The organism is Janthinobacterium sp. LS2A, from assembly GCF_036543145.1.
Lineage (GTDB): Bacteria > Pseudomonadota > Gammaproteobacteria > Burkholderiales > Burkholderiaceae_D > Janthinobacterium > Janthinobacterium aestuarii.
This window is the reverse complement of record NZ_JAZHPB010000010.1, coordinates 180881-200192: the sequence shown is the minus strand read 5'-3', so window position 1 is coordinate 200192 and position 19312 is coordinate 180881. Positions and strand designations below refer to the sequence as shown.

The following is a 19312-nucleotide window of genomic DNA, read 5'->3' as shown; positions in this document are numbered from 1 at the left end:
CTACTCCTCCAGCCCTCCCCCCAGCGCCTTGTACAAGGCCACGGCCGACTTGAACTGGTCGCGCCGTGCGTCGAGCAAGGCTTGCTGGGCCGCATACGACTGGCGCTGCGCATCGAGCAACTCCAGGCGGCTGTCCTGGCCCGCGTCGTAGCGCAGCTGCGACAGGCGCTGGCGCTGCTGCGCCGCCACCACCACGCGCTGCTGGGCATCGATCTGCTGCGCATATGTGGCGCTGCCGGCCAGGCCGTCGCGCACCTCACGAAACGCCACCTGGATCGCCTGCTCGTACTGCAGCACGGCCACGTCCTTGCGCAGGCGCGACAGCTGCAGTTCCGCGCGCAGCTGGCCGCCCTGGAACAGCGGCTGCGTCACTTGCGGTGCGAACGACCAGCTGCGCGCGCTGCCGCGGAACAGGTCACCGAGCTCCGGGCTGGCAAAACCCAGCGACGCCGTCAGCGACAGGCGCGGGAAGAAGGCGGCGCGAGCGGCGCCGATTTCCGCATTCGCCGCCACCAGCGCATATTCCGCCTGCAGGATGTCGGGTCGGCGCGCCAGCAAGTCCGACGGCAGGCCGGGCGGCAGCTGCGTCAGCACGGGCTGGCCATCAAGTGCGCGGCCAGCCGGCAAATCGGCGGGCAGCGGCGCGCCGAGCAGCAATTCCAGGTTGTTGCGCGCCAGGGCACTGGCCCGTTCGCGCGCCTGCACGTCCGCTTCCGCCGTCGCGGCCTGCCCTTCCGCCTGCGCCACATCCAGGCCGCTGCCCTGCTGCGCGCCGTGCAGGCGCTGCGTCAGCACCAGCGCCTGGCGCCAGTCGAGCAGAGTTTGCCGCGCCAGCGCCAGCTGTTCTTCCGCCAGCCGCTGTTCCAGGTAGGCGTCGGCCACGGCGCCGATCAGGGCCATGTGCGCGGCGCGCTGGCCCTGCTGCGTGGCCAGGTAGCGGGCAAACGCGGCATCCGACAGGGAACGCAGGCGGCCGAACAGGTCGATCTCGAACGCGCTCATGGCGATGCCCGAGGTGAACTGATTCTGTGTCTTGCCATCGCTGCCCCGCTGGCGCACGCCGCCCGCATTCGCGCCGATGGCCGGATAGCGGCCCGCATCCTGGATCTGGTACTGGGCCCGCACGGCTTCCACGTTCAGGGACGCCACGCGCAAGTCGCGGTTGTTTTCCAGCGCGATGTCGACCAGGCGCTGCAGGCGCGCATCGAGCAGCATCTGGCGCCAGCCCAGGTCCGCCGCAGTGTCCACACTGCCCGGTGCGGAGACCTCGGCATACGCTGCAGGGATCGGTGCCGCCGGCTTGACCAGCGGCGGCGTCAAGGAACACGCCGACAAGGCCAGCGCGGCCAGGGGCGTCATAAAGAATAAACGCATTACAACTCTCCTTCCACCGCCTTGACGGCGATGCGATGACTGCGTTTGTTGAAATAGCTACTCATCTTGTCGACGGCGCCCAGCACCACGACAAAGAACACGGGCACGAAAAACACGGCCAGCACGGTGGCGGTGATCATGCCGCCGAACACGCCCGTGCCGATCGCGTGCTGCGTCTCGGCGCTGGCACCCGTGGCCAGCATCAGCGGCACCACGCCCAGCGCGAACGCCAGCGACGTCATCAAGATCGGACGCAAGCGCAAGCGGGCCGCTTCCACCGTCGCTTCGACCAGCCCCTTGCCTTGTGCCTGCAGCTGGCGCGCATATTCGACGATCAAAATCGCATTCTTCGCCGACAGGCCGATGATCGTGATCATGCCCACCTTGAAGAACACGTCGTTCGGCATGCCGCGCAACATCACGGCCAGCACGGCGCCCAGCAATCCCAAAGGCACGACCAGCATCACGGAGACGGGAATCGACCAGCTTTCATACAGGGCCGCCAGCACGAGGAAGACCACCAGCATCGACAGCGCCATCAGCATGGGCGCCTGTGAGGCCGATTCCTTCTCTTGCAGCGACTGGCCCGTCCACGCGAGCGCGAAGCCCGGTGGCAACTGCTTCACGAGCCGCTCCATTTCCAGCATGGCGTCGCCGCTCGATACACCCGGTGCCGCGCTGCCGGAAATGCGCGCCGCAGGATAACCCTGGTAGCGCACCAGCTGCAGCGGCGACTCGCTCCACACGGGCCGCACCAACTCACCCAGCGCCACCATGCCGCCCGCGTTATTGCGGATGCGCAGGGCCAGCACGTCGTTCAACTGCATGCGCGACGGCGCATCGGCCTGGATGATCACCTGCTGCATGCGGCCAGCGTTGGGGAAATCGTTGACATAGGTCGAGCCCATGGCCGCCGTCAGCATGTCGGCAATCGCCGTAAACGACACGCCCAGCGCTTCGGCCTTGGTGCGGTCGATGTCGAGGCGCACGCTGGCGCCCGGTGGCAAGCCGTCCGGATACACGCCCGCCACCTTGCCGCTTTGCGCGGCCAGGCCCAGCAACTGGTTCTGCGCCGCCTGCAAGGCAGCGACACCCTGGTTGGCGCGGTCTTGCAGGCGCATGGAAAAGCCGGACGAGTTGCCCAGTTCATCGATGGCGGGCGGCATCAGGCTCATGATCATGCCCTCCTTCGCCTGCGACATGGCCGCCTGCGCCAGCGCCACTTCTTCCTGCGCCGTGGCGCCGTTGCGCTCTTTCCAGTCCTTCAGCATGGTGAACGCCAGGCCCGCATTCGGCCCCGCGCCGGAAAAGCTGAAGCCGAGAATAGACTGGTTCACTTCGATGCCGGGCCGCGTGGCCACGTGCTGCTCGTACAATTTGACGACGTCGAGCGTGCGCTCCATCGTCGCGTCGGACGGCAGCTGGATCGAGGTGATGAAGTATCCCTGGTCTTCCTCGGGCAAGAAGGCCGACGGCAGCTGCATGAAGGCCACGCCCAGCGCCGCGACGATGGCGCCATACAGCACCATCGAGCGGCCCGCGCGTTTCACCATCGCCACCACGCCCTTTTCATAGCGCGCCGTCATGCGCTCAAAACCGCGGTCGAACCACAGGAAGAAGCCTTTCTTGTCATGGTCGTGCGGGCCTATCGGTTTCAACATGGTGGCGCACAGGGCCGGCGTCAGGGTCAGCGCCAGGAATGCCGAGAACAGAATCGACACGGCCATGGCCAGGGTGAACTGGCGGTAGATCGCGCCCACGGAGCCGCTGGCCAGCGCCATCGGAATGAACACGGCCGTCAGCACCAGGGTGATGCCCACTACCGCCCCGGTGATTTCACGCATGGCCTTCGACGTCGCTTCCTTCGGCGACAAGCCTTCGGTGGCCATCAGGCGCTCGACGGCTTCCACCACGACGATGGCGTCATCGACGATGATGCCGATGGCCAGCACCATGCCGAACATGGTCAGCACGTTGACGGAATAGCCGGCCATCAGCATGACCGTGAAAGTACCCATCAGGGCGATCGGCGCGACGATGGCGGGAATCAGCGTGTAGCGTATCTTTTGCAGGAACAGATACATGACGAGGAAGACCAGCACCATCGCTTCCAGCAAGGTGATGACGACCTTCTCGATCGATATCTTCACGAACGGCGCCGTATCGAACGGTACCGAATACTTGATCCCGGCCGGCATGGTGTGCGCCAGTTCGGCCATGCGCGCGCGCACGGCGCTGGCCGTCTGCACGGCGTTGGCGCCGGGCGACAGCATGATGGCGGCGCCCGACGCGGCTTGCCCGTTTTCGCGGATGCTGAAGTTGAAGCTTTGCGCGCCCAGCGACACTTTCGCCACGTCGCCGATCGTCACTTTCGAGCCGTCCGCATTCGCGCGCAGGACGATGGCCGCAAATTCGGCCGGCGTCTGCAGCTGGCCCTGCACCGTCAGCGGGATGGTGACGCGCTGGCCGTGCACGGCGGGCGAGTCGCCGAGGCGGCCCGGGGCGATCTGCGCATTTTGCTGCGCGATGGCCGCCGTCAGCTCGCCCATGGCGATGTTGTACGACACCAGCTTGGCCGGATCGACCCAGATGCGCATGGCCCGCTCGGAACCGAACAGCTGCACCTTGCCCACGCCGGGAATGCGGCGCAGTTCTTCCGTCACGTTGCGCGCCAGGTAGTCGCCCAGCGCCACTTCATCGTGCTGGCCGTTGTCGGAAATCAGGCTGACGATCATCAGGAAGCCGGACGACGCCGATTCCACCGTCAAGCCGTTTTGCCGCACGGCTTGCGGCAGGCGCGGTTCGATGGCTTTCAGGCGGTTTTGCACGTCCACCTGCGCCATTTCCGGATCCGTTCCCGGCTGGAAGGTGACGGTGATCGAGGCCGAGCCCGACGTATCGGTGGACGACTCGAAATACAGCAGGTGCTTGACGCCCGACAGTTCGCGTTCGATCAGACCGACCACGGAATCGTTCATGGTTTGCGGCGTGGCGCCAGGGTAGTTGGCGCTGATGCTGACGCTGGGCGGCGCCACCGAGGGGAAGCGCGCAATCGGCAATTGCGGTATGGCGATCAGTCCGAACAGGACGATGAAGACCGCCACCACCCACGCAAAGACGGGGCGGTTGATGAAAAATTGAGGCATGTCGTTAGGCTTTCATGGTATTCAAATGGCGCATCAATGCGCCTTGGCGGCGGCGGCCGTTGCCACGACAGCCGGCTTCCACGGTTGCGGCGCGGCGGTGGCGCCCGGCTGCAGGCGTTCCTGGCCTTCGATGACGACGGTTTCTCCCGCTTTCAGGCCGCCGTTGACCACGTACTGGTGGTCGACGACGTCGCCCACGGCGATCGTCTTCAGGCTCGCTTTGTTCGTGCCATCGAGGACCCAAGCCTGCGCCTGGCCGCCGCTGCTGCGCAAGACGGCTTGCTGCGGCAGCAGCACGCCATTTGCCTGCACGGCGCGGGCGATGCGGGCGCGCACGAACATCCCCGGCAGCAGCTGGCGCTGCGGATTGTCGACCAGCACGCGGACGACGGCGTCGCCCGTGCCCGCATCGACGCTGATGCCCGAGAACAGGATGCGGCCCGTGACGGGATGCGGCTGGCCATCGGCGCCTAAAATGGTCACGGGCAGCTTGTCGGCTCCGCCGTTGCCCGAGGCTTGCAAGGCGGCCAGCGCGGCGGCCGGCTGGCGCACGTCGACGTACACCTTGTCGATCTGCTGAATGCGCGCCATCGGCGTCGCATCGGCCAGGCCCACGAGCGCGCCTTCCGTCACCAGTTCGGAGCCGATGCGCCCGGCAATCGGCGCCTCGATGCTGGCAAAAGCCAGGTCCAGGCGGCGGCGCGCCAGGGCGGCACGCGCCTGCGCCACGGTGGCCACGGCCTGCTCGCGCTGGGCCACGGCGTCGTCATACGCCTGGCGGCTGATGGCGTCCGCCTCCACCAGCGGTTTTAACCTGTCGGCCTGGCTGCTGGCGCGCTTCGCCGTGGCCACCGCATGCTGCAAGGAGGCGGCGGCCGAATCGACGTCCGCCTGGAATGGCGCCGGGTTCAGCTGGAACAGCTTCTGCCCCGCTTTCACTTCGGCGCCCTGCTCGAACTGGCGGCGCAGCACGATGCCGCCCACCTGCGGGCGGATATCGGCCGTGCGGAAGGCGGCCACCCTGCCCGGCAATTCATCGCTGAGGACGACGGGCGCCGCTTGCAGCTTGAGCACGGTGACGGCGGCGGGCGGCGCCGCGCCTTCTTCCGGCGCGGGTTTGGAACAGGCGGCAAGGCTGAGCAGTGCCGCGGCGATCAACATGTTTTTCTTGGTGAGGTGGCTCGGATGCATGGTCTTTCTCTATGGCAGATCCCAACCGGCGGTCCGGTCGACAGATAGGCCGCAGCATAAAAGCCTTGCATGGATGTTCCGTCAAAGAAATGTGGAGATTCGATGGAGACAGCGAAGAATGCTAGACTAATTGCATGAACTATCATCACAGCGCCAGCCAGCCCTCCTTCCTTGCCACCACGCCGCCTTCCGCCCTCGTTCTGATCGCCGAAGATGAACCGCAAATCGCCCGCATCCTCGCCGGTTACCTCGAGCGCGACGGCTACCGCACGGCCTTCGCGCACGATGGCCAGGAAGCGCTGAACCAGCACCTGGCATTGGCGCCGGACCTGCTGCTGCTCGACGTGCAAATGCCCAGGGTCGATGGCTGGGGCGTGCTGGCGGAAGTACGCCGGCGCGGCGAAACGCCCGTCATCATGCTGACGGCGCGCGACCAGGATGCCGATAAACTGGCCGCCCTGCGCGTGGGCGCCGACGACTACATCATCAAGCCCTTCAATCCGGCCGAAGTGGTGGCGCGCGTGGCCGCCGTGCTGCGCCGCTCGCGCGTGCGCCACCACCCGGTGGGCGGCCAGCGCCTGCGCTGCGGCCCCATCGAAATCGACCAGGAAACGTATGTGGCCAGCGTGCTGCACGATGGCATGGCTGTGGCGCTCAGCCTGACGTTGACTGAATTTCGCCTGCTGGCGCACCTGGCGCGCACGCCGCGCCGCGTTTGCAGCCGCCTGGAATTGCTCGAGTCGTGCATGCCCGAGAGCAATTCGATGGAACGCACGGTGGACAGCCACGTCAGCAAGCTGCGCAAGAAGCTGGAAGAAGCGGGCGTGATGAACATGCCGGCCAGCCTGCGCGGCGTGGGTTACCGTCTCGAAAGCGATCTCTGATGCGCTTCACAGGCCTGAACCGGCAAATCATCCTGTCGATGTCCGTGCTGATGGTGTGCAGCATCCTGATCATCTGGATCGGTTCCTGGACCTTCTTCGCCATCGCCTTCAAGATCGATCCCGGCATGCTGTCCGAGCCGGACGACTGGTCGCCCAGCACCGTCGAGTGGCTGTGGATCTTCGCCATCACCATCTTCGGCCTGGGCCTGGCCGCGTTTTTCGCCCTCAAGCTGGCCGCACGCATCCTCAAACCGATCAATTCCGTGATGGACAGCGTGCGCCGCGTGGCCCATGGCGACCTGTCCGCGCGCGCGTTTGCCGGCGACCGCAGCCTGGGCGAGACGGCCATGCTGGTCGACAACTTCAACAGCATGGCCGAGCGCCTGCAGCGGGGAGCGCAGGAAAGCGAAACGTGGAATGCGGCCATCGCGCACGAACTGCGCACGCCCGTGACCATCCTGCGCGGCACCTTGCAAGGCGTCGTCGATGGGGTCTTCAAGCCCGAGGAAGTGCCGTTTTCCAGCCTGCTGGCGCAAGTGGAAGACCTGGGGCGCCTGATCGAGGACTTGCGCACCCTGAGCCTGGCCGACAGCGGCCACATGCAACTGCGCATGGCGTGGACGGACCTGACCCTGGAAATCGAGGAAGTGGGCCGGTTGCTGGCGCAGGAAATGGAAGCGGCCGGTTTTACCTTGCACCTGCACCTGTCCGACCATCCCGTCTGCTGCGACGCGGCGCGCATCCGGCAAATCGTGCTGGCCCTGCTCGACAATGCGCGCCGCTATGCGCATCCGGGCCTGCTGCGCGTGCGCACCCGCGTGCTGGCCGGCCAGTACTACCTGAGCGTCGAGGACGCGGGCCCCGGCATTGCCGAGGAACTGGCGCCGCACGTGTTCGAAGCGTTCCGCCGCGGCGACAGCGCCAGGGTCGACCTGAACGCGGGCAGCGGCCTGGGCCTGGCCGTGGTCGAAGCCATCGCGCGCGCCCACGGCGGCAGCGCAGTCTGCACGCGCGGCAAGGCGGGCGGCAGTCTGTTCACCATCAAGTGGCCGGTCGAGCATGCCGCGCCGCCGCCCGCCGGCTAACTACGCCGGCGCGCGCAGCATGTCGACAAAGGCGCGCAGGACGGCTGGCATCTGCCGCCGGCTCGGGTAATACAGGAAGTAACGGGGCGGCGGCGGCAGGCAACTCTCCAGCACGCACGCCAGGCGCCCCGCCGCGATATCGGCGCGCGCATCGGCCTCGTACACATAGGCCAGTCCCGCGCCATCGCGGGCCGCGCGCAGCATCAGTTCATCGTCGTCGAACACGAGCGGGCCGCCGACGGCGATGCTGAAGCCCTCGCCTGCCTGCTCGAACTCCCACGCATACTGGCGCCCGCTGGGAAAACGCCGGCCAATGCAGGCGTGGTTCAGCAGTGCGCGCGGCGTGCTTGGTGCGCCATGCACGGCCAGGTAGGCAGGCGATGCCACCACCACGAACGGCTGCGGCGCGCCGACAGGCACGGCGATCATGTCGGCCGCCACCTGCTCGCCGAAGCGGATGCCCGCGTCAAAACCATCGCGCACGATATCGATCATGCCGTCGTCGGTCACCACTTCCACCTGCACGCGCGGATTACGGGCGACAAAACTGGCCAGCATGGGCGCGAGCAGCAGCCGGGCGGCGGGACGGGGCACGTTCAGGCGCAGCTTGCCTGCCGGCACATCCTGCAAGGTGCTCAGGTCCAGCAAGGCATCATCGATTTCGCGCATGGCCGGCGCCAGCCGCGCCAGCAGCATCTGCCCCGCCTCCGTCGGCGTGACGCTGCGCGTGGTGCGGTTCAGCAGGCGCACGCCCAGCCGCTCTTCCAGCGCGCGCAGCGCATGGCTGAGGGCGGAGGCGGACACGCCCCGTTCCAGGGCCGCCTTGCGAAAACTGCGCAGGCGGGCGACGGCGGCAAAGGCCGTCAATTCGTTCAGGTCAGCCATCATTCATGAGTTTCATTCAGCAATACATGCAGGATAAGCTATCTTATCGCATGCTGTGCGCCCGCCCATACTCTGTGTTCCAACTATTAACAAGGAATGCAATGGACAATCACAGAACACTGGGCAACTCCGGCTTGCGCGTCGCTCCCATCGGCCTGGGCTGCATGGGCATGAGCTTTGCCTACGGCGGCGCGGACGAGGCCACCTCGCTGCGCGTGCTGCACCGCGCCGTGGAACTGGGCGTGACCCTGATCGACACGGCGGAAGTCTACGGCCCCTACGCCAACGAGGACTTGGTAGGCCGCGCCCTGAAGGAACTGCGCGGCAAGGTCAGCATCGCCACCAAGTTCGGCTTCAAGATCTTGCCCCACGGCCAGGGCGTGGAACGCATGGCGGGTGTCGACAGCCGCCCCGAGCACATCGTCCAGGCCGTGGAAGCGTCGCTGTCGAGGCTCGGCATCGAGTGCATCGACTTGCTGTACCAGCACCGCGTGGACCCTGCCGTGCCCATCGAAGACGTGGTGGGCGCCATGGCCGGTCTGGTGCTGGCAGGCAAGGTGCGCCACCTGGGGCTGTCGGAAGTGTCGGCAGCCACCCTGCGCCGCGCCCATGCCGTGCACCCGATCGCCGCCGTCCAGTCCGAATATTCGCTGTGGAGCCGCGACGTGGAAGCCGAGGTGCTGCCTGCCTGCCGGGAGCTGGGCATCGGCTTCGTACCCTACAGCCCGCTGGGCCGGGGTTTCCTGACGGGCCAGCTGAACTCCAGCGCCGCGCTGGCGCCAGACGACTACCGCCACAGCCTGCCACGCTTCCAGCCGTCCGCGATGGCGGCCAACGCCCACCACGTTGCCGAGCTGCAGCGCCTGGCAGCCGCACGCGGCGCCACGGCGGCGCAACTGGCGCTGGCCTGGCTGCTGGCGCAAGGTACTGACATCGTACCGATACCGGGCGCCCGCAGCCTGGTGCACCTGGAAGAGAATGTGGCCGCCGGCCAAATCACATTGAGCGAAAGCGAGCTGGCCGCCATCGGCGCCGCCATCGCGCCCGCCAGCGTGCAGGGTGCGCGCTACCCGGACGTGGAGCTTGCCATGGTTGGCCTGTAGACAACCATGCTGGAGTGCGCTAACTTGAGTACGGTAAGCAATTCTTTGCCCCTTTACACTTGAAATGCCCGAATCCGCTATCATTTCCAGTCTGAACTATTCATTATGAAAGGGATTTACATGTCCGATTTGCTCGAAACACTGCAATGGCGCTACGCCACCAAGAAAATGGACCCGACAAAAACGGTGCCGCAAGACAAGGTCGAGCGCATTCTGGAAGCCGTGCGCCTGACGGCCAGTTCCAGCGGACTGCATCCTTACGAAGTCTTCGTCGTGACGAATCCGGCCCTGCGCGAGCAGATCAAGCCGCATGCGTGGAACCAGTCGCAAGTGACGGACGCCTCGCATCTGCTGGTGTTTGCTGCCTGGGACAATTACACGGTCGAACGCATCAACAAGATGTTTGACCTGGTCAATACCGTGCGCGGCTTCAAGAATGAAGGCTGGGAAGCGTACCGCCAGCAAATCCTCGCCACCTACCCGCAGCGCGATGCGGAAACCAACTACCAGCACGCGGCGCGCCAGGCCTACATCGGCGTGGGCACGGCCCTGATCGCCGCGGCGCAGGAAAAAGTCGATTCGACGCCGATGGAAGGTTTTGATCCGGCCAAGGTCGACGAGATCCTGGGCTTGCGCGAAAAAGGCCTGCGTTCCGTCGTCATGCTGCCGCTCGGCTACCGCGCCGGCGAAGGCGACTGGCTGGTGGACCTGAAAAAAGTGCGCCCTGCGCGCGAGCAATTCATCACCGAGCTGGCCTAAGCGCTTCGCCCGTAATTGAAAAGCGGATGCCTTCACCGGCATCCGCTTTTTTCATTCAGGCCGCCTGCGGAAAACGCACCGTCACCTGCAGTCCCCGTCCCGCCTCCCCTTCGGCCAGCGCGATATCGGCCTGGTGGTGCTCGGCGATGTGGCGCACGATGGACAGGCCCAGGCCGCAGCCCCAGGCGTCGTTGCCGTCGGGACGGAAGAAGCGGTCGAACAGGCGCGCATGGTGCTGTTGCGGCACGCCGGGGCCGTTGTCGGACACGCGCAGCAGCGGTCTGCCCTCTTCCAGCACCGCCTGCAAATCGACCCTGCCGCCCTGCTGCGTGTAGCGCAAGGCGTTGTCGATCAGGTTATTCAGCAACACTTGCAGGCCGTCGGGATCGGCTTGCACCAGTACTCTTGCCGGCGGGGCTTCCACCACGCCCAGATCGATGTCGCGGCTATCGGCCAGCGCGCTGTGGTCGGCCACGGCCGCTTCCAGCAATTGTCCCAGATCCACTGTGTGCAGCTGGCTGGCCGTGAGCGCCGTTTCATGGCGCGCCAGGCTGAGCAGCTGACGCACGAGGTGCGTGCTGCGGTCCAGCCGTTCGTGCAGCCGCGCCAGCGCCACGCGGCGTTCTTCCTCGCTGCCGGCCCGCTCGGCCACCTGCAGCTGCAGTTTCAACGCCGTCAGCGGCGAGCGCAATTCATGCGCGGCATCGGCAACAAAGGTGCGCTGCGCCGTCAGCGCCGCCTCGAACTGCCCCATCAAACTATTCAACGCCAGCGCCACGGGCCGCAGTTCGGGCGGCATGTCGTCGGCCGCCAGCGGCGTCAAGGCGTCCGGCGAGCGGCCCGCCACGGATTCGGCCAGCCGGTGCAGCGGCGCCAGCGCGCGCCCCACGACGACGACGATCAGCAGCGCCAGGATCAGCGCGAACACCAGCAGCGGTGCGCCGGCCCGCATGGTCATCTGCCAGGCCAGCTGGTCGCGCACGGCCTGCGCCTGCGCCACCTGCACGTAGCGGCCGCGCCGCGTTTCGCCGTACAGGCGCCAGTCCTCGCCGTGCAGCACGACATCGGCAAAGCCGGCCAGCGCATAGCGCGGCAATGCCGGCTGGCCCTGCAGGACGGGCAAGGGCTGGCCGTCCTCGTCCCACGCCTGCAGCACGAACGCTTCTTCCGGATCTTGCGCGGCGGCCAGGCCCGCCTGCGGCTCGAACTCGTCGGGCAAGGCCACAGCCAGCTGGCGCAGCTGCAAGTCGGCCAGTTCATTGGTTTCTTCCAGCAGCGAGCGGAACAGAGAAATGCCGGCGCCGAGCACGCACAGCAAGGTGGCGGCCAGCAAGCCGAGCAGCAACTGGCGGCGGATGGTCAGCATGCCGCCACCCGCATCTTGTAGCCCACGCCGCGCACGGTCTGGATGCAGTCCGCGCCGAACTTCTTGCGCAGCTGGTATACGTACACATCGACGGTATTACTTTCCACTTCGCAATCCCAGCCATACAGTTTTTCGCTCAGCTGGCGTTTCGACACCACCTTGCCCGGATGGTCGAGCAAGGCGCGCAGCACGGAAAACTCGCGCGGCGGCAATTTGATCAGTTCCCCCTCGAACGTGACGTCGTGGCTGGCCAGGTCGAGTATCAGCGCGCCATGCTCGATGACGGAGCGCGAACGGCTGACCCGGCGCCGCAGCAAGGCGCGGATGCGCGCCAGCAGCTCGTCGAGGTCGAACGGCTTGACCAGGTAATCGTCGGCGCCGCTGTCGAGCCCGTCGACGCGGGCCGGTGTGCCGTCGCGCGCCGTGATGATCAGCACGGGCAACTCGGCGCCCCGCGCACGCATGCTGCGCAGCACGTCCATGCCCTGCTTGCCGGGCAAGCCCAGGTCCAGCAGCATCAAATCGTAGGCGAAACCGGCCAGCGCCAGCTCCGCATCGTGGCCGTCGCGCACCCAGTCCACGGCATAGCACTCGCCGCGCAAGCCCTCGACCAGACTTTCCCCGATCATCGGATCGTCTTCCACCAGCAACACGCGCACCTGGGCCTCTCACAGTCTTGAAAATACCGCTATCTTAACGTGGCTGGAAAAAGCGGGCCTGGCCGCCGCAGCAGCATGTGTCCGGCGCCCGTCGCAGGAATTCACGATGCGGTGACTATGTGCGCATTTGGCGCGTTTTTTATGCGGTATATTTTCCTTCCCTCCACGCATCTGGAAAGGCACGCCATGTCCAGTTCCACCCAAGATACCGTCATCGTCAAGGCCGCGATTTATCCGCCCATCGGCATTGCCCGCGTGGGCAACAGCCCCAGCGAATACTTCCTGGGACCGGAAGTGCCGGAACCGGCGGCGCGGCCGGCCGGCTACTACCGCGATGCGTCCGGGGCCATCAAGCGCCAGGCGGCAAGCTTTCGCCTCTACGGCCTGAATGCCGCCGGCGTGGCGGTGGCCGAATTGAACGCCGGCAATGCCGACATCGAATGGTCCGTCACCCTGGCCAACACCAAGGCGGCGTGGTACCAGTTCCAGATCGCGCTCGATATTCCGGAAGCGCATGTCACCCAGCCCTCGTTCCTGCGCAACATGGCCGTCACCGACCGCGCGCAATTGTCCATCACGCCGGGCGAGCGCAAGATCAGCGGCAAGGAACAGCCGGCCGTCGCCTTCGACAGCGGCAGCTTCCTGGGCACGCCCGTCTACCTGGGCGAATTGCGCACGGACGCCATGGGACGGCTGATCGTGCTGGGCGGCCATGGCAAGTCGGCCTCGTGGAATGGCGCGCGCGCCATCACCTTCGCCAACAATGAAGGCTGGCATGACGACACGTCCGACGGCCCCGTCTGCGCCACCGTCCACTACCAGGGCCAGGCCTTGCCCGTCGACATGGCCTGGGTGGTCGTCGCGCCGCCCGACTACGCGCCGCAGCAAAAGTCGGTGCGCACGATGTGGGACTTGATGCGCGACTTGTTTGTTTCCGAAGGCAAAATTACCGCACCGGCCGTTCCCTCGTTCCAGGACGATATCCGCCCTATTTTCGAGCGCCTGTCCAATCTGCAGTGGGTCAACGCGGGCTTCGCGGCCGCCTTCGGCTGGGACGGCAGCACGCCGTTCAGCCGCGACGAGTGGATGGCGCGCCTGGCCAGCCCGTCCGAAAACCGCAGGGAGTGGCGCAACGTCATCTATAACCAGTTCCGCCAGTTCGAGCGCGACGCCTGGGCGCCATCGCCGTGGCCGTGGCTGTATGGCGATGCGATGGCCATCCCGCCGGCAGACACGCCGCGCCAGAACTGCGCGCTGAGCAATCTGCAATTGCGCTTCCTGAAGCAATGGGCGGCTGGCGAATTCACGGCCGACTACGCGCCCGGCAAGACGCCGCCGCAAAGCCTGGCCGAGGTGGACGTGGCGCAGCAACCGGACACCCTGCTGCGCGCGGCCATGGAATTCTGCCTGGCCGACGCCTTCCACCCCGGCTGCGAAATGACCTGGCCCATGCGCCAGGCCAGCATGTACAGCGCGCCATTCCGCCTGGCGCACCGGCCGCCCGGCTGGGTCGAGCCCGATTACGGCGCCGTCCTGACGCCGGACAATATCGGCAGCCCCTGCTCGGCGCAGATCGCCGGCGGCGTGACGCGCTGGATGGCCGTGCCATGGCAGACGGACACGGCCAGCTGCCGCTCCGGCTACCAGTCCGATTACGATCCCTATGTGCCCACGTTCTGGCCCGCGCGCGTGCCGAACCAGGTGATGAGCAAACTGGCCTACGACACGGTAATGAACCGCGAAGTGCCCGTCGACGACCGCCTGGCCGCGTTCGCCCGGCGCGCCGCGTGGATACGTCCGCTGGGCAACATCAGCTATGAAGAGCAGATCAACAACATGATCGCCGACCTGGCGCAAGTGGGCGTGGTCGAGGTGCGCCCCGGCCCCACGGACGTGACCGGCTTCCCCTCATTCTTGCAGGTGGAAAACCTGCCACCGCCGATAGCCGGCAAGCACCAGCTGCGCGCGGCAGCGGCCATACCGGACGAGTTCGTCGACGTCGACCTGGAAGGCACGGAAAAAGCGCGCCATCTGCAGCGACACCGCTTGTGACCGTGCTGCAAGCCGACGTGCTCATCGTCGGCGCCGGTCCTGCCGGCGCCACGGCCGCCCTGAACCTGGCGGGGCGGCACCGGGTCTTGCTGGTCGACCGGCTGGCCGCCCCGCTGGCGCGCATCGGCGAATCGCTGCCGCCGGCCGCCGCGCGCCTGCTGCAGGACATGGGCTTGCTTGACGCCTTCCTGCGGCAGGGCCATCCGCCCTACCACGGCAACCGCGCCTGGTGGAACGGCGCCTGGACGGAACACCATTTCCTCAGCGATCCCGATGGCCACGGCTGGCACCTGGCGCGCGGCACCTTCGACCTGTGGCTGCGCGACGAAGCGCGCCGGCGCGGCGCCGCCCTGCTGGCCTCGGCCACAGTCGCGGGCATCGTGCCCGACGATGGCGGCTGGAAAGTACGGCTGCAAACGCGGCATGGCCCCTGCGACGTGGCCGCGCGCATCGTCATCGACGCCACGGGACGCAGCGCCCGACTGGCCCGCAAAGTCGGGGCGCGGCGCCAGCGCGGCGACCGGTTAGTTTCAGTATGGCAATACGGACATGACAGGACGCCATCGACGCGTGGCTTTGCTCACATCGAGGCTTGCGAATACGGCTGGTGGTACAGCGCGCCCCTGCCCTGCCAGCGCCGCGTGCTGGCCCTGCATACGGATGCGGACTTGCTCGCCAACAACGCCTTGCGCGACGCCGGCTGGCTGGAAGCGGCGGCGCGCAAGCTGCCCGCTACGGGGGAATTGCTGGCGCAGCAAGGCTATGCGGCCGATACGCTCGCCATGGCCACGCCCGCGCATACGGCCAGCCTGGACGCCGGTGCCGGCCCAGGCTGGTTCGCCGTCGGCGACGCGGCCCTGAGCTTCGACCCGCTGTCGTCGCAAGGCATCTTTAACGCCCTGTACACGGGCCTGGCCGCCGCCGAGGCAGCCGACCGTACGCTGCAGGGAGAGCTGCAAGCCTACCGGCACTACAATGGGGAACTGGCCGCCATCGGCGCGGCGTATGAACGCCACCTGGCGTACTGCTACGGCCAGGAAACGCGCTGGCCCACGGCACCGTTCTGGAGCCGGCGCGTCCCGGCGCTCTAGCTGGCGCGAAAGGCGAATCTCCACAAGCAATGATAGAAAAATCGCATTGCCTCCCGCCATGTCCAGGCACGTCCCTGCTTGACTTCCCAGGCACGATTCGCTAACTTGGCAGTAAAAAAGCGTGTCGTCAGCGCCCTATGCCACTGTCCCGCACAGACCTTGCCCGCCGGCCTGCCCCGGCGCCAACTCCACGCTTTTCATATAGACGGGTATCCTGGACATGCCGACACACGATCATTCCCCGTCCCATCCGCTGGCCACGGCGCTGGCCCTGTCGCTGGGCGCCGCCGTGGCCCTGGGCCTGTCGCGCTTTTCCTATGGCTTGCTGCTGCCGCCCATGCGCGACGACCTGGGCTGGTCCTACCTGCTGGCCGGGGCCATGAACACGTTTAATGCGCTCGGCTATTTTCTCGGCGCCCTGGCCACGCCGGCGCTGATGCGCCGCCTGGGCGTGTGGCGCTTGCTCATCATTGGTTCCGTGCTGGCCAGCATCTTCATGCTGATGTCGGGCCTCGTCAGCGATACGACCACCCTGTTCCTGCAGCGCGTGTGCGCGGGCGTGGCAAGCGCCTTCATTTTCATCGCTGGCGGCGTGCTGGCGGCGCGGCTCGGCTCCATGCACAGTCAGCACGCCGGCTTCTACATCGGCCTGTATTACGGCGGCACGGGTTTTGGCATCGCGCTGTCGGCCCTGCTGGTGCCGGCCGCATTGGCCGCCGCGCAAGACCACGGCGCCGCACATGCCTGGCAATGGCCATGGCTGGCCCTGGGCATCGCCTGCCTGGCCGCCACCGCCATCATGGCCGTGCCGGCGAAGGCGATCGGCGAAGCGCCGCGCGCCCTCGACACGCCGCGGCGCTTCGCCTGGCGCGACTTTGCCCCCAGTCTGGCCGGCTACTTCATGTTTGGCGTCGGCTACATCGGCTACATGACCTTCGTTATCGCCCTGCTCAAGCAGCAAGGCATGAGCGCCACCTTGATCACCGTGTTCTACACCTTGTTGGGGCTGGCGGTGGTGGCGTCGTCGCGCATCTGGGCGCGCATGCTCGACCGCTACAGGGGCGGCGAATCGCTGGCGATATTGAACGGCGTGCTGGGCGCAGTTACGATCCTGCCCGCGCTGACGAGCTTTGCGCCCGTCGTGTTCATTTCAGGCCTCGTCTTCGGCGCCGTGTTCCTGTCCGTGGTGGCGTCAACCACGGCCCTCGTGCGGCATAACCTGCCACCGCAATCCTGGACGGCCGGCATCAGTGCCTACACGACGGTATTCGCGCTGGGCCAGATCGTTGGCCCCATCGTCGTCGGCTGGATCGCCGACGGCCCCGCCGGACTGGAGCGGGGATTGATCGCCTCGGCCATCGCCCTCTTTATCGGCGCCGCATTGGCATCGCGGCAAAAGGCGCTGGCGGCGGGCGCGTGAGCGGCTGTCTTCAGCTGCCGCCTTTATTGCGGTTTGGCATACCTTGCGACACCGGTGACATCGAACAGGACACAACGCTGATCTCCAACCACCCAGGCATCATGTCCCGGTGGCATATAGAAGACGTCACCCGGTCCATATTCCATCTCGGCGCCATCATTCATCCGTACCACCATCCGCCCCTCGAGAACCATGCCGGTATGCGCTGCCTGGCACGAATCCGTTCCCGCAATCGGTTTGACATGCAGGCTCCAGCGCCAGCCAGGCTCAAATTCGCCGCGCCCCATGGTCTGTTCGCCTAGCGTAAAGACAGCCATCCGGCCGGCTCCGTCCTTGAATGGACGCACTTCGTCCGGTTTGTCGATGGACTTCTTTTCTAACATTGCACTCATGACTCGTCCCCCCTTTGGAATTTCTGGAAGTATTAAATTTCCGAATCGGAATAACTGAAATGATATAAAAATCACATCATTTTCCAATATAGTTTAATAATGGAAATTTACAAGCGGAGCACCTTGTTGCATTTACCTCAAGTGAGAAGCCGGACTCGTACAATTGACACTTCCCGGCCACTACTTCAATATCCATTTAAACCTTCGCAGAAAGAACACGATGAACACCGATGCACGAAAACTCCCCCCAACGATGGATGCCGAAACCCTGGAATTCATCCAGGGCCTGTTTGCCCTCGTGCGCGAAGGCGACACCCAGCAACTGGGCGCCATGCTTGCCCAAGGCGTGCCGGTCAACTTCCGCAACGAAAAAGGCGACAGCCTGATCATGCTGGCCAGCTACCATGGCCACCTGGAAACGTCGCGCCTGCTGCTCGAAGCGGGCGCCGACGCCAACGTCCCCAACGACCAGGGCCAGACACCGCTGGCCGGCGTGGCCTACAAAGGCTACCAGGACATCGCCGGGCTGCTGCTCAAGCACGGCGCGAATGTGGAGGGCGCCAGCCCGGACGGCAAGACACCATTGATGATGGCCGCCATGTTCAACCGCGTCGCCATCCTCGACCTGCTGCTGCAACACGGCGCCCGCATCGATGCCGTGGACAGCCGGGGCATGACCGCCGTCTCGCTGGCCAAAAGCATGAATGCGCAGGAGACTTTGGCTCGGCTGATCAGCTTGGGGCAGATGGCATAGCCGATGCAGATATCGCCAGTAGTTTGCGACAGCCACTAGGCAAAAAAACCTAATAGCCAGAGCTCAGCTGTTTCATTGACCCGGCATTAGCCTACGGTTCTGGACGGGAGATTATTCCCACTCGATGGTCAACGAGGTGGCTAAGCGATTGATTTTTCAGTGATTTCCAAACCATTCAGTTGCCGATACCCTCACCGGATTTATCTATGGTTGCCGCTTGGTTGCGGCCGGGATGAGCGAAACTAGTCCGCTCGCCCATACCCGTCACCAGATGCTTCTAGGCAATGACGCCTTCGTTTCGGCACATCAACAATCGCAGCGGTAAAATGCATTCAAAGATACGCCAAGGCAGCAGCGCCGCGCTATCAAGCTGTCATTAGCACAATATCAAGCCCGCTATAGCGACAGAGACGAGGCCATGGCACGCGCTTATCTGTCAACCGCTTTTACCATGTCCCACATCGCCGCCGCTTCTCACGTCTCGAGCAGGACAGTCAGTCGAGCCCGATCGGCATTTAATAAAGCGCAACTTGCTGCAGATCGCGACGGCTAGGGCTGAGATCGTGTACGAATAGCGGATCTGACCCCGGCCCTGCTTCTGGGCAAAAGGACTTGCCATTCAAGACGGTATCTGCCCCCGACCCACATTCATTACATTAAAAGAAAAAACACTATTCGCTGCGAAATTTAACGTCGATCTATACGTGTGGGAAGGCATCTTCGAAAAATTTTTTTTGCTCGTGAACTTCACTCAAATCATCTAGCGATCTACTCATTAACACACAACGCAATGTCCCAACTGCACTTAATATCTCACTTCGGCTATCAATCAATCCTGCATCAATAGCTACACATGCAAGCATTGACCGTAAGATATAAGGATGAACCATGTTGGCATTTTCTTCCATGTACTTCACTGCATCAGAAAGAGAAATATCATACAGAATTTCAAATGCATATGCTTGGTAAAAGACATCGCCAACATGAAGTTTCAGGATTTTCAATGCAACATCTTTAGCTCGTGACTTATCAATAGCTTTAATAACTCCCAAAGCCCCCATAGCATCATCGAAATCCTCCACAATTAATGCAGTCCGAGCAAGATCATTAATATCGAAAATCTCTTTATTTTTATCTTCATCCATAATTAT

The 19312-nt window shown here is 64.9% G+C and carries 16 protein-coding genes; 8 read left to right on the top strand and 8 right to left on the bottom strand.

The window, feature by feature from the left end; genetic code table 11:
* From V3C40_RS24570 to V3C40_RS24560, 3 genes are read right to left on the bottom strand one after another with little or no spacing between them, the layout of a single operon-like run.
* Entirely contained in the window at nt 1-1374 is a 1374-nt protein-coding gene (locus tag V3C40_RS24570) for an efflux transporter outer membrane subunit (protein WP_331778766.1), read from the bottom strand.
* Nucleotides 1374-4520, bottom strand: a complete 3147-nt coding sequence (locus V3C40_RS24565; protein ID WP_331778765.1) for an efflux RND transporter permease subunit — start codon at nt 4518-4520, stop codon at nt 1374-1376. The genes V3C40_RS24570 and V3C40_RS24565 overlap by 1 nt, the downstream gene beginning before the upstream one ends.
* A gap of 33 nt (nt 4521-4553) precedes the next feature.
* Nucleotides 4554-5711 (bottom strand): efflux RND transporter periplasmic adaptor subunit, encoded by a 1158-nt coding sequence (locus V3C40_RS24560; RefSeq protein WP_051991551.1) that lies wholly within the window; start codon nt 5709-5711, stop codon nt 4554-4556.
* A gap of 134 nt (nt 5712-5845) precedes the next feature.
* Here V3C40_RS24560 and V3C40_RS24555 point away from each other — a divergent pair, with 134 nt between their 5' ends.
* Both V3C40_RS24555 and V3C40_RS24550 read left to right on the top strand, forming a co-directional pair.
* Nucleotides 5846-6595 (top strand): response regulator, encoded by a 750-nt coding sequence (locus V3C40_RS24555; RefSeq protein WP_331778764.1) that lies wholly within the window; start codon nt 5846-5848, stop codon nt 6593-6595.
* A complete protein-coding gene (locus V3C40_RS24550; RefSeq protein WP_331778763.1) occupies nt 6595-7680 on the top strand; it encodes an ATP-binding protein in 1086 nt (361 codons plus the stop codon). Before V3C40_RS24555 ends, V3C40_RS24550 begins: the two co-directional genes overlap by 1 nt.
* Here V3C40_RS24550 and V3C40_RS24545 read toward each other — a convergent pair whose 3' ends face one another.
* Complete coding sequence (locus V3C40_RS24545) at nt 7681-8568, bottom strand: LysR family transcriptional regulator (RefSeq protein ID WP_331778762.1); 888 nt, start codon at nt 8566-8568, stop codon at nt 7681-7683.
* A 98-nt stretch (nt 8569-8666) separates the two neighbouring features.
* Between V3C40_RS24545 and V3C40_RS24540 the strand changes: the two genes are divergently transcribed.
* Together V3C40_RS24540 and V3C40_RS24535 are read left to right on the top strand one after the other, a co-directional pair.
* A complete protein-coding gene (locus tag V3C40_RS24540) occupies nt 8667-9668 on the top strand; it encodes an aldo/keto reductase (RefSeq protein ID WP_331778761.1) in 1002 nt (333 codons plus the stop codon).
* 120 nt (nt 9669-9788) lie between these two features.
* Nucleotides 9789-10427 (top strand): NAD(P)H-dependent oxidoreductase, encoded by a 639-nt coding sequence (locus tag V3C40_RS24535; protein ID WP_034754795.1) that lies wholly within the window; start codon nt 9789-9791, stop codon nt 10425-10427.
* A gap of 55 nt (nt 10428-10482) precedes the next feature.
* Here the strand turns inward: V3C40_RS24535 and V3C40_RS24530 are convergent, their stop codons facing one another.
* Nucleotides 10483-11793 (bottom strand): ATP-binding protein, encoded by a 1311-nt coding sequence (locus tag V3C40_RS24530; protein WP_331778760.1) that lies wholly within the window; start codon nt 11791-11793, stop codon nt 10483-10485.
* On the bottom strand, nt 11787-12452 hold the full coding sequence (locus V3C40_RS24525; RefSeq protein WP_034754799.1) for a response regulator transcription factor: 666 nt from the start codon (nt 12450-12452) through the stop codon (nt 11787-11789). Before V3C40_RS24525 ends, V3C40_RS24530 begins: the two co-directional genes overlap by 7 nt.
* 186 nt (nt 12453-12638) lie before the next feature.
* Here V3C40_RS24525 and V3C40_RS24520 point away from each other — a divergent pair, with 186 nt between their 5' ends.
* From V3C40_RS24520 to V3C40_RS24510, 3 genes are all read left to right on the top strand, one after another.
* Nucleotides 12639-14504, top strand: a complete 1866-nt coding sequence (locus V3C40_RS24520; RefSeq protein WP_331778759.1) for a LodA/GoxA family CTQ-dependent oxidase — start codon at nt 12639-12641, stop codon at nt 14502-14504.
* Entirely contained in the window at nt 14501-15595 is a 1095-nt protein-coding gene (locus V3C40_RS24515; protein WP_331778758.1) for a tryptophan 7-halogenase, read from the top strand. Before V3C40_RS24520 ends, V3C40_RS24515 begins: the two co-directional genes overlap by 4 nt.
* Before the next feature lie 220 nt (nt 15596-15815).
* A complete protein-coding gene (locus V3C40_RS24510; protein ID WP_319993090.1) occupies nt 15816-17015 on the top strand; it encodes a YbfB/YjiJ family MFS transporter in 1200 nt (399 codons plus the stop codon).
* 23 nt (nt 17016-17038) lie between these two features.
* On the opposite strand, the gene V3C40_RS24505 is transcribed toward V3C40_RS24510, so the two are convergent.
* A complete protein-coding gene (locus V3C40_RS24505; RefSeq protein ID WP_319993089.1) occupies nt 17039-17398 on the bottom strand; it encodes a cupin domain-containing protein in 360 nt (119 codons plus the stop codon).
* Nucleotides 17399-17627: 229 nt separating this feature from the next.
* Between V3C40_RS24505 and V3C40_RS24500 the strand changes: the two genes are divergently transcribed.
* The gene (locus tag V3C40_RS24500; RefSeq protein WP_331778757.1) at nt 17628-18161 is read left to right on the top strand and encodes an ankyrin repeat domain-containing protein; all 534 of its coding nucleotides are present in this window, start codon (nt 17628-17630) and stop codon (nt 18159-18161) included.
* A gap of 698 nt (nt 18162-18859) precedes the next feature.
* Here the strand turns inward: V3C40_RS24500 and V3C40_RS24495 are convergent.
* A complete protein-coding gene (locus tag V3C40_RS24495) occupies nt 18860-19306 on the bottom strand; it encodes a hypothetical protein (RefSeq protein WP_331778756.1) in 447 nt (148 codons plus the stop codon).
* Nucleotides 19307-19312 lie beyond the last annotated feature (6 nt).

Coding starts and splice junctions, on each gene's coding strand:
- V3C40_RS24495 (WP_331778756.1), bottom strand. CDS start 19,306: ATGGATGAAGATAAAAATAAAGAGATTTTCGATATTAATGATCTTGCT.
- V3C40_RS24500 (WP_331778757.1), top strand. CDS start 17,628: ATGAACACCGATGCACGAAAACTCCCCCCAACGATGGATGCCGAAACC.
- V3C40_RS24565 (WP_331778765.1), bottom strand. CDS start 4,520: ATGCCTCAATTTTTCATCAACCGCCCCGTCTTTGCGTGGGTGGTGGCG.
- V3C40_RS24535 (WP_034754795.1), top strand. CDS start 9,789: ATGTCCGATTTGCTCGAAACACTGCAATGGCGCTACGCCACCAAGAAA.
- V3C40_RS24540 (WP_331778761.1), top strand. CDS start 8,667: ATGGACAATCACAGAACACTGGGCAACTCCGGCTTGCGCGTCGCTCCC.
- V3C40_RS24570 (WP_331778766.1), bottom strand. CDS start 1,374: ATGCGTTTATTCTTTATGACGCCCCTGGCCGCGCTGGCCTTGTCGGCG.
- V3C40_RS24555 (WP_331778764.1), top strand. CDS start 5,846: ATGAACTATCATCACAGCGCCAGCCAGCCCTCCTTCCTTGCCACCACG.
- V3C40_RS24545 (WP_331778762.1), bottom strand. CDS start 8,568: ATGATGGCTGACCTGAACGAATTGACGGCCTTTGCCGCCGTCGCCCGC.
- V3C40_RS24560 (WP_051991551.1), bottom strand. CDS start 5,711: ATGCATCCGAGCCACCTCACCAAGAAAAACATGTTGATCGCCGCGGCA.
- V3C40_RS24530 (WP_331778760.1), bottom strand. CDS start 11,793: ATGCTGACCATCCGCCGCCAGTTGCTGCTCGGCTTGCTGGCCGCCACC.
- V3C40_RS24520 (WP_331778759.1), top strand. CDS start 12,639: ATGTCCAGTTCCACCCAAGATACCGTCATCGTCAAGGCCGCGATTTAT.
- V3C40_RS24550 (WP_331778763.1), top strand. CDS start 6,595: ATGCGCTTCACAGGCCTGAACCGGCAAATCATCCTGTCGATGTCCGTG.
- V3C40_RS24510 (WP_319993090.1), top strand. CDS start 15,816: ATGCCGACACACGATCATTCCCCGTCCCATCCGCTGGCCACGGCGCTG.
- V3C40_RS24505 (WP_319993089.1), bottom strand. CDS start 17,398: ATGTTAGAAAAGAAGTCCATCGACAAACCGGACGAAGTGCGTCCATTC.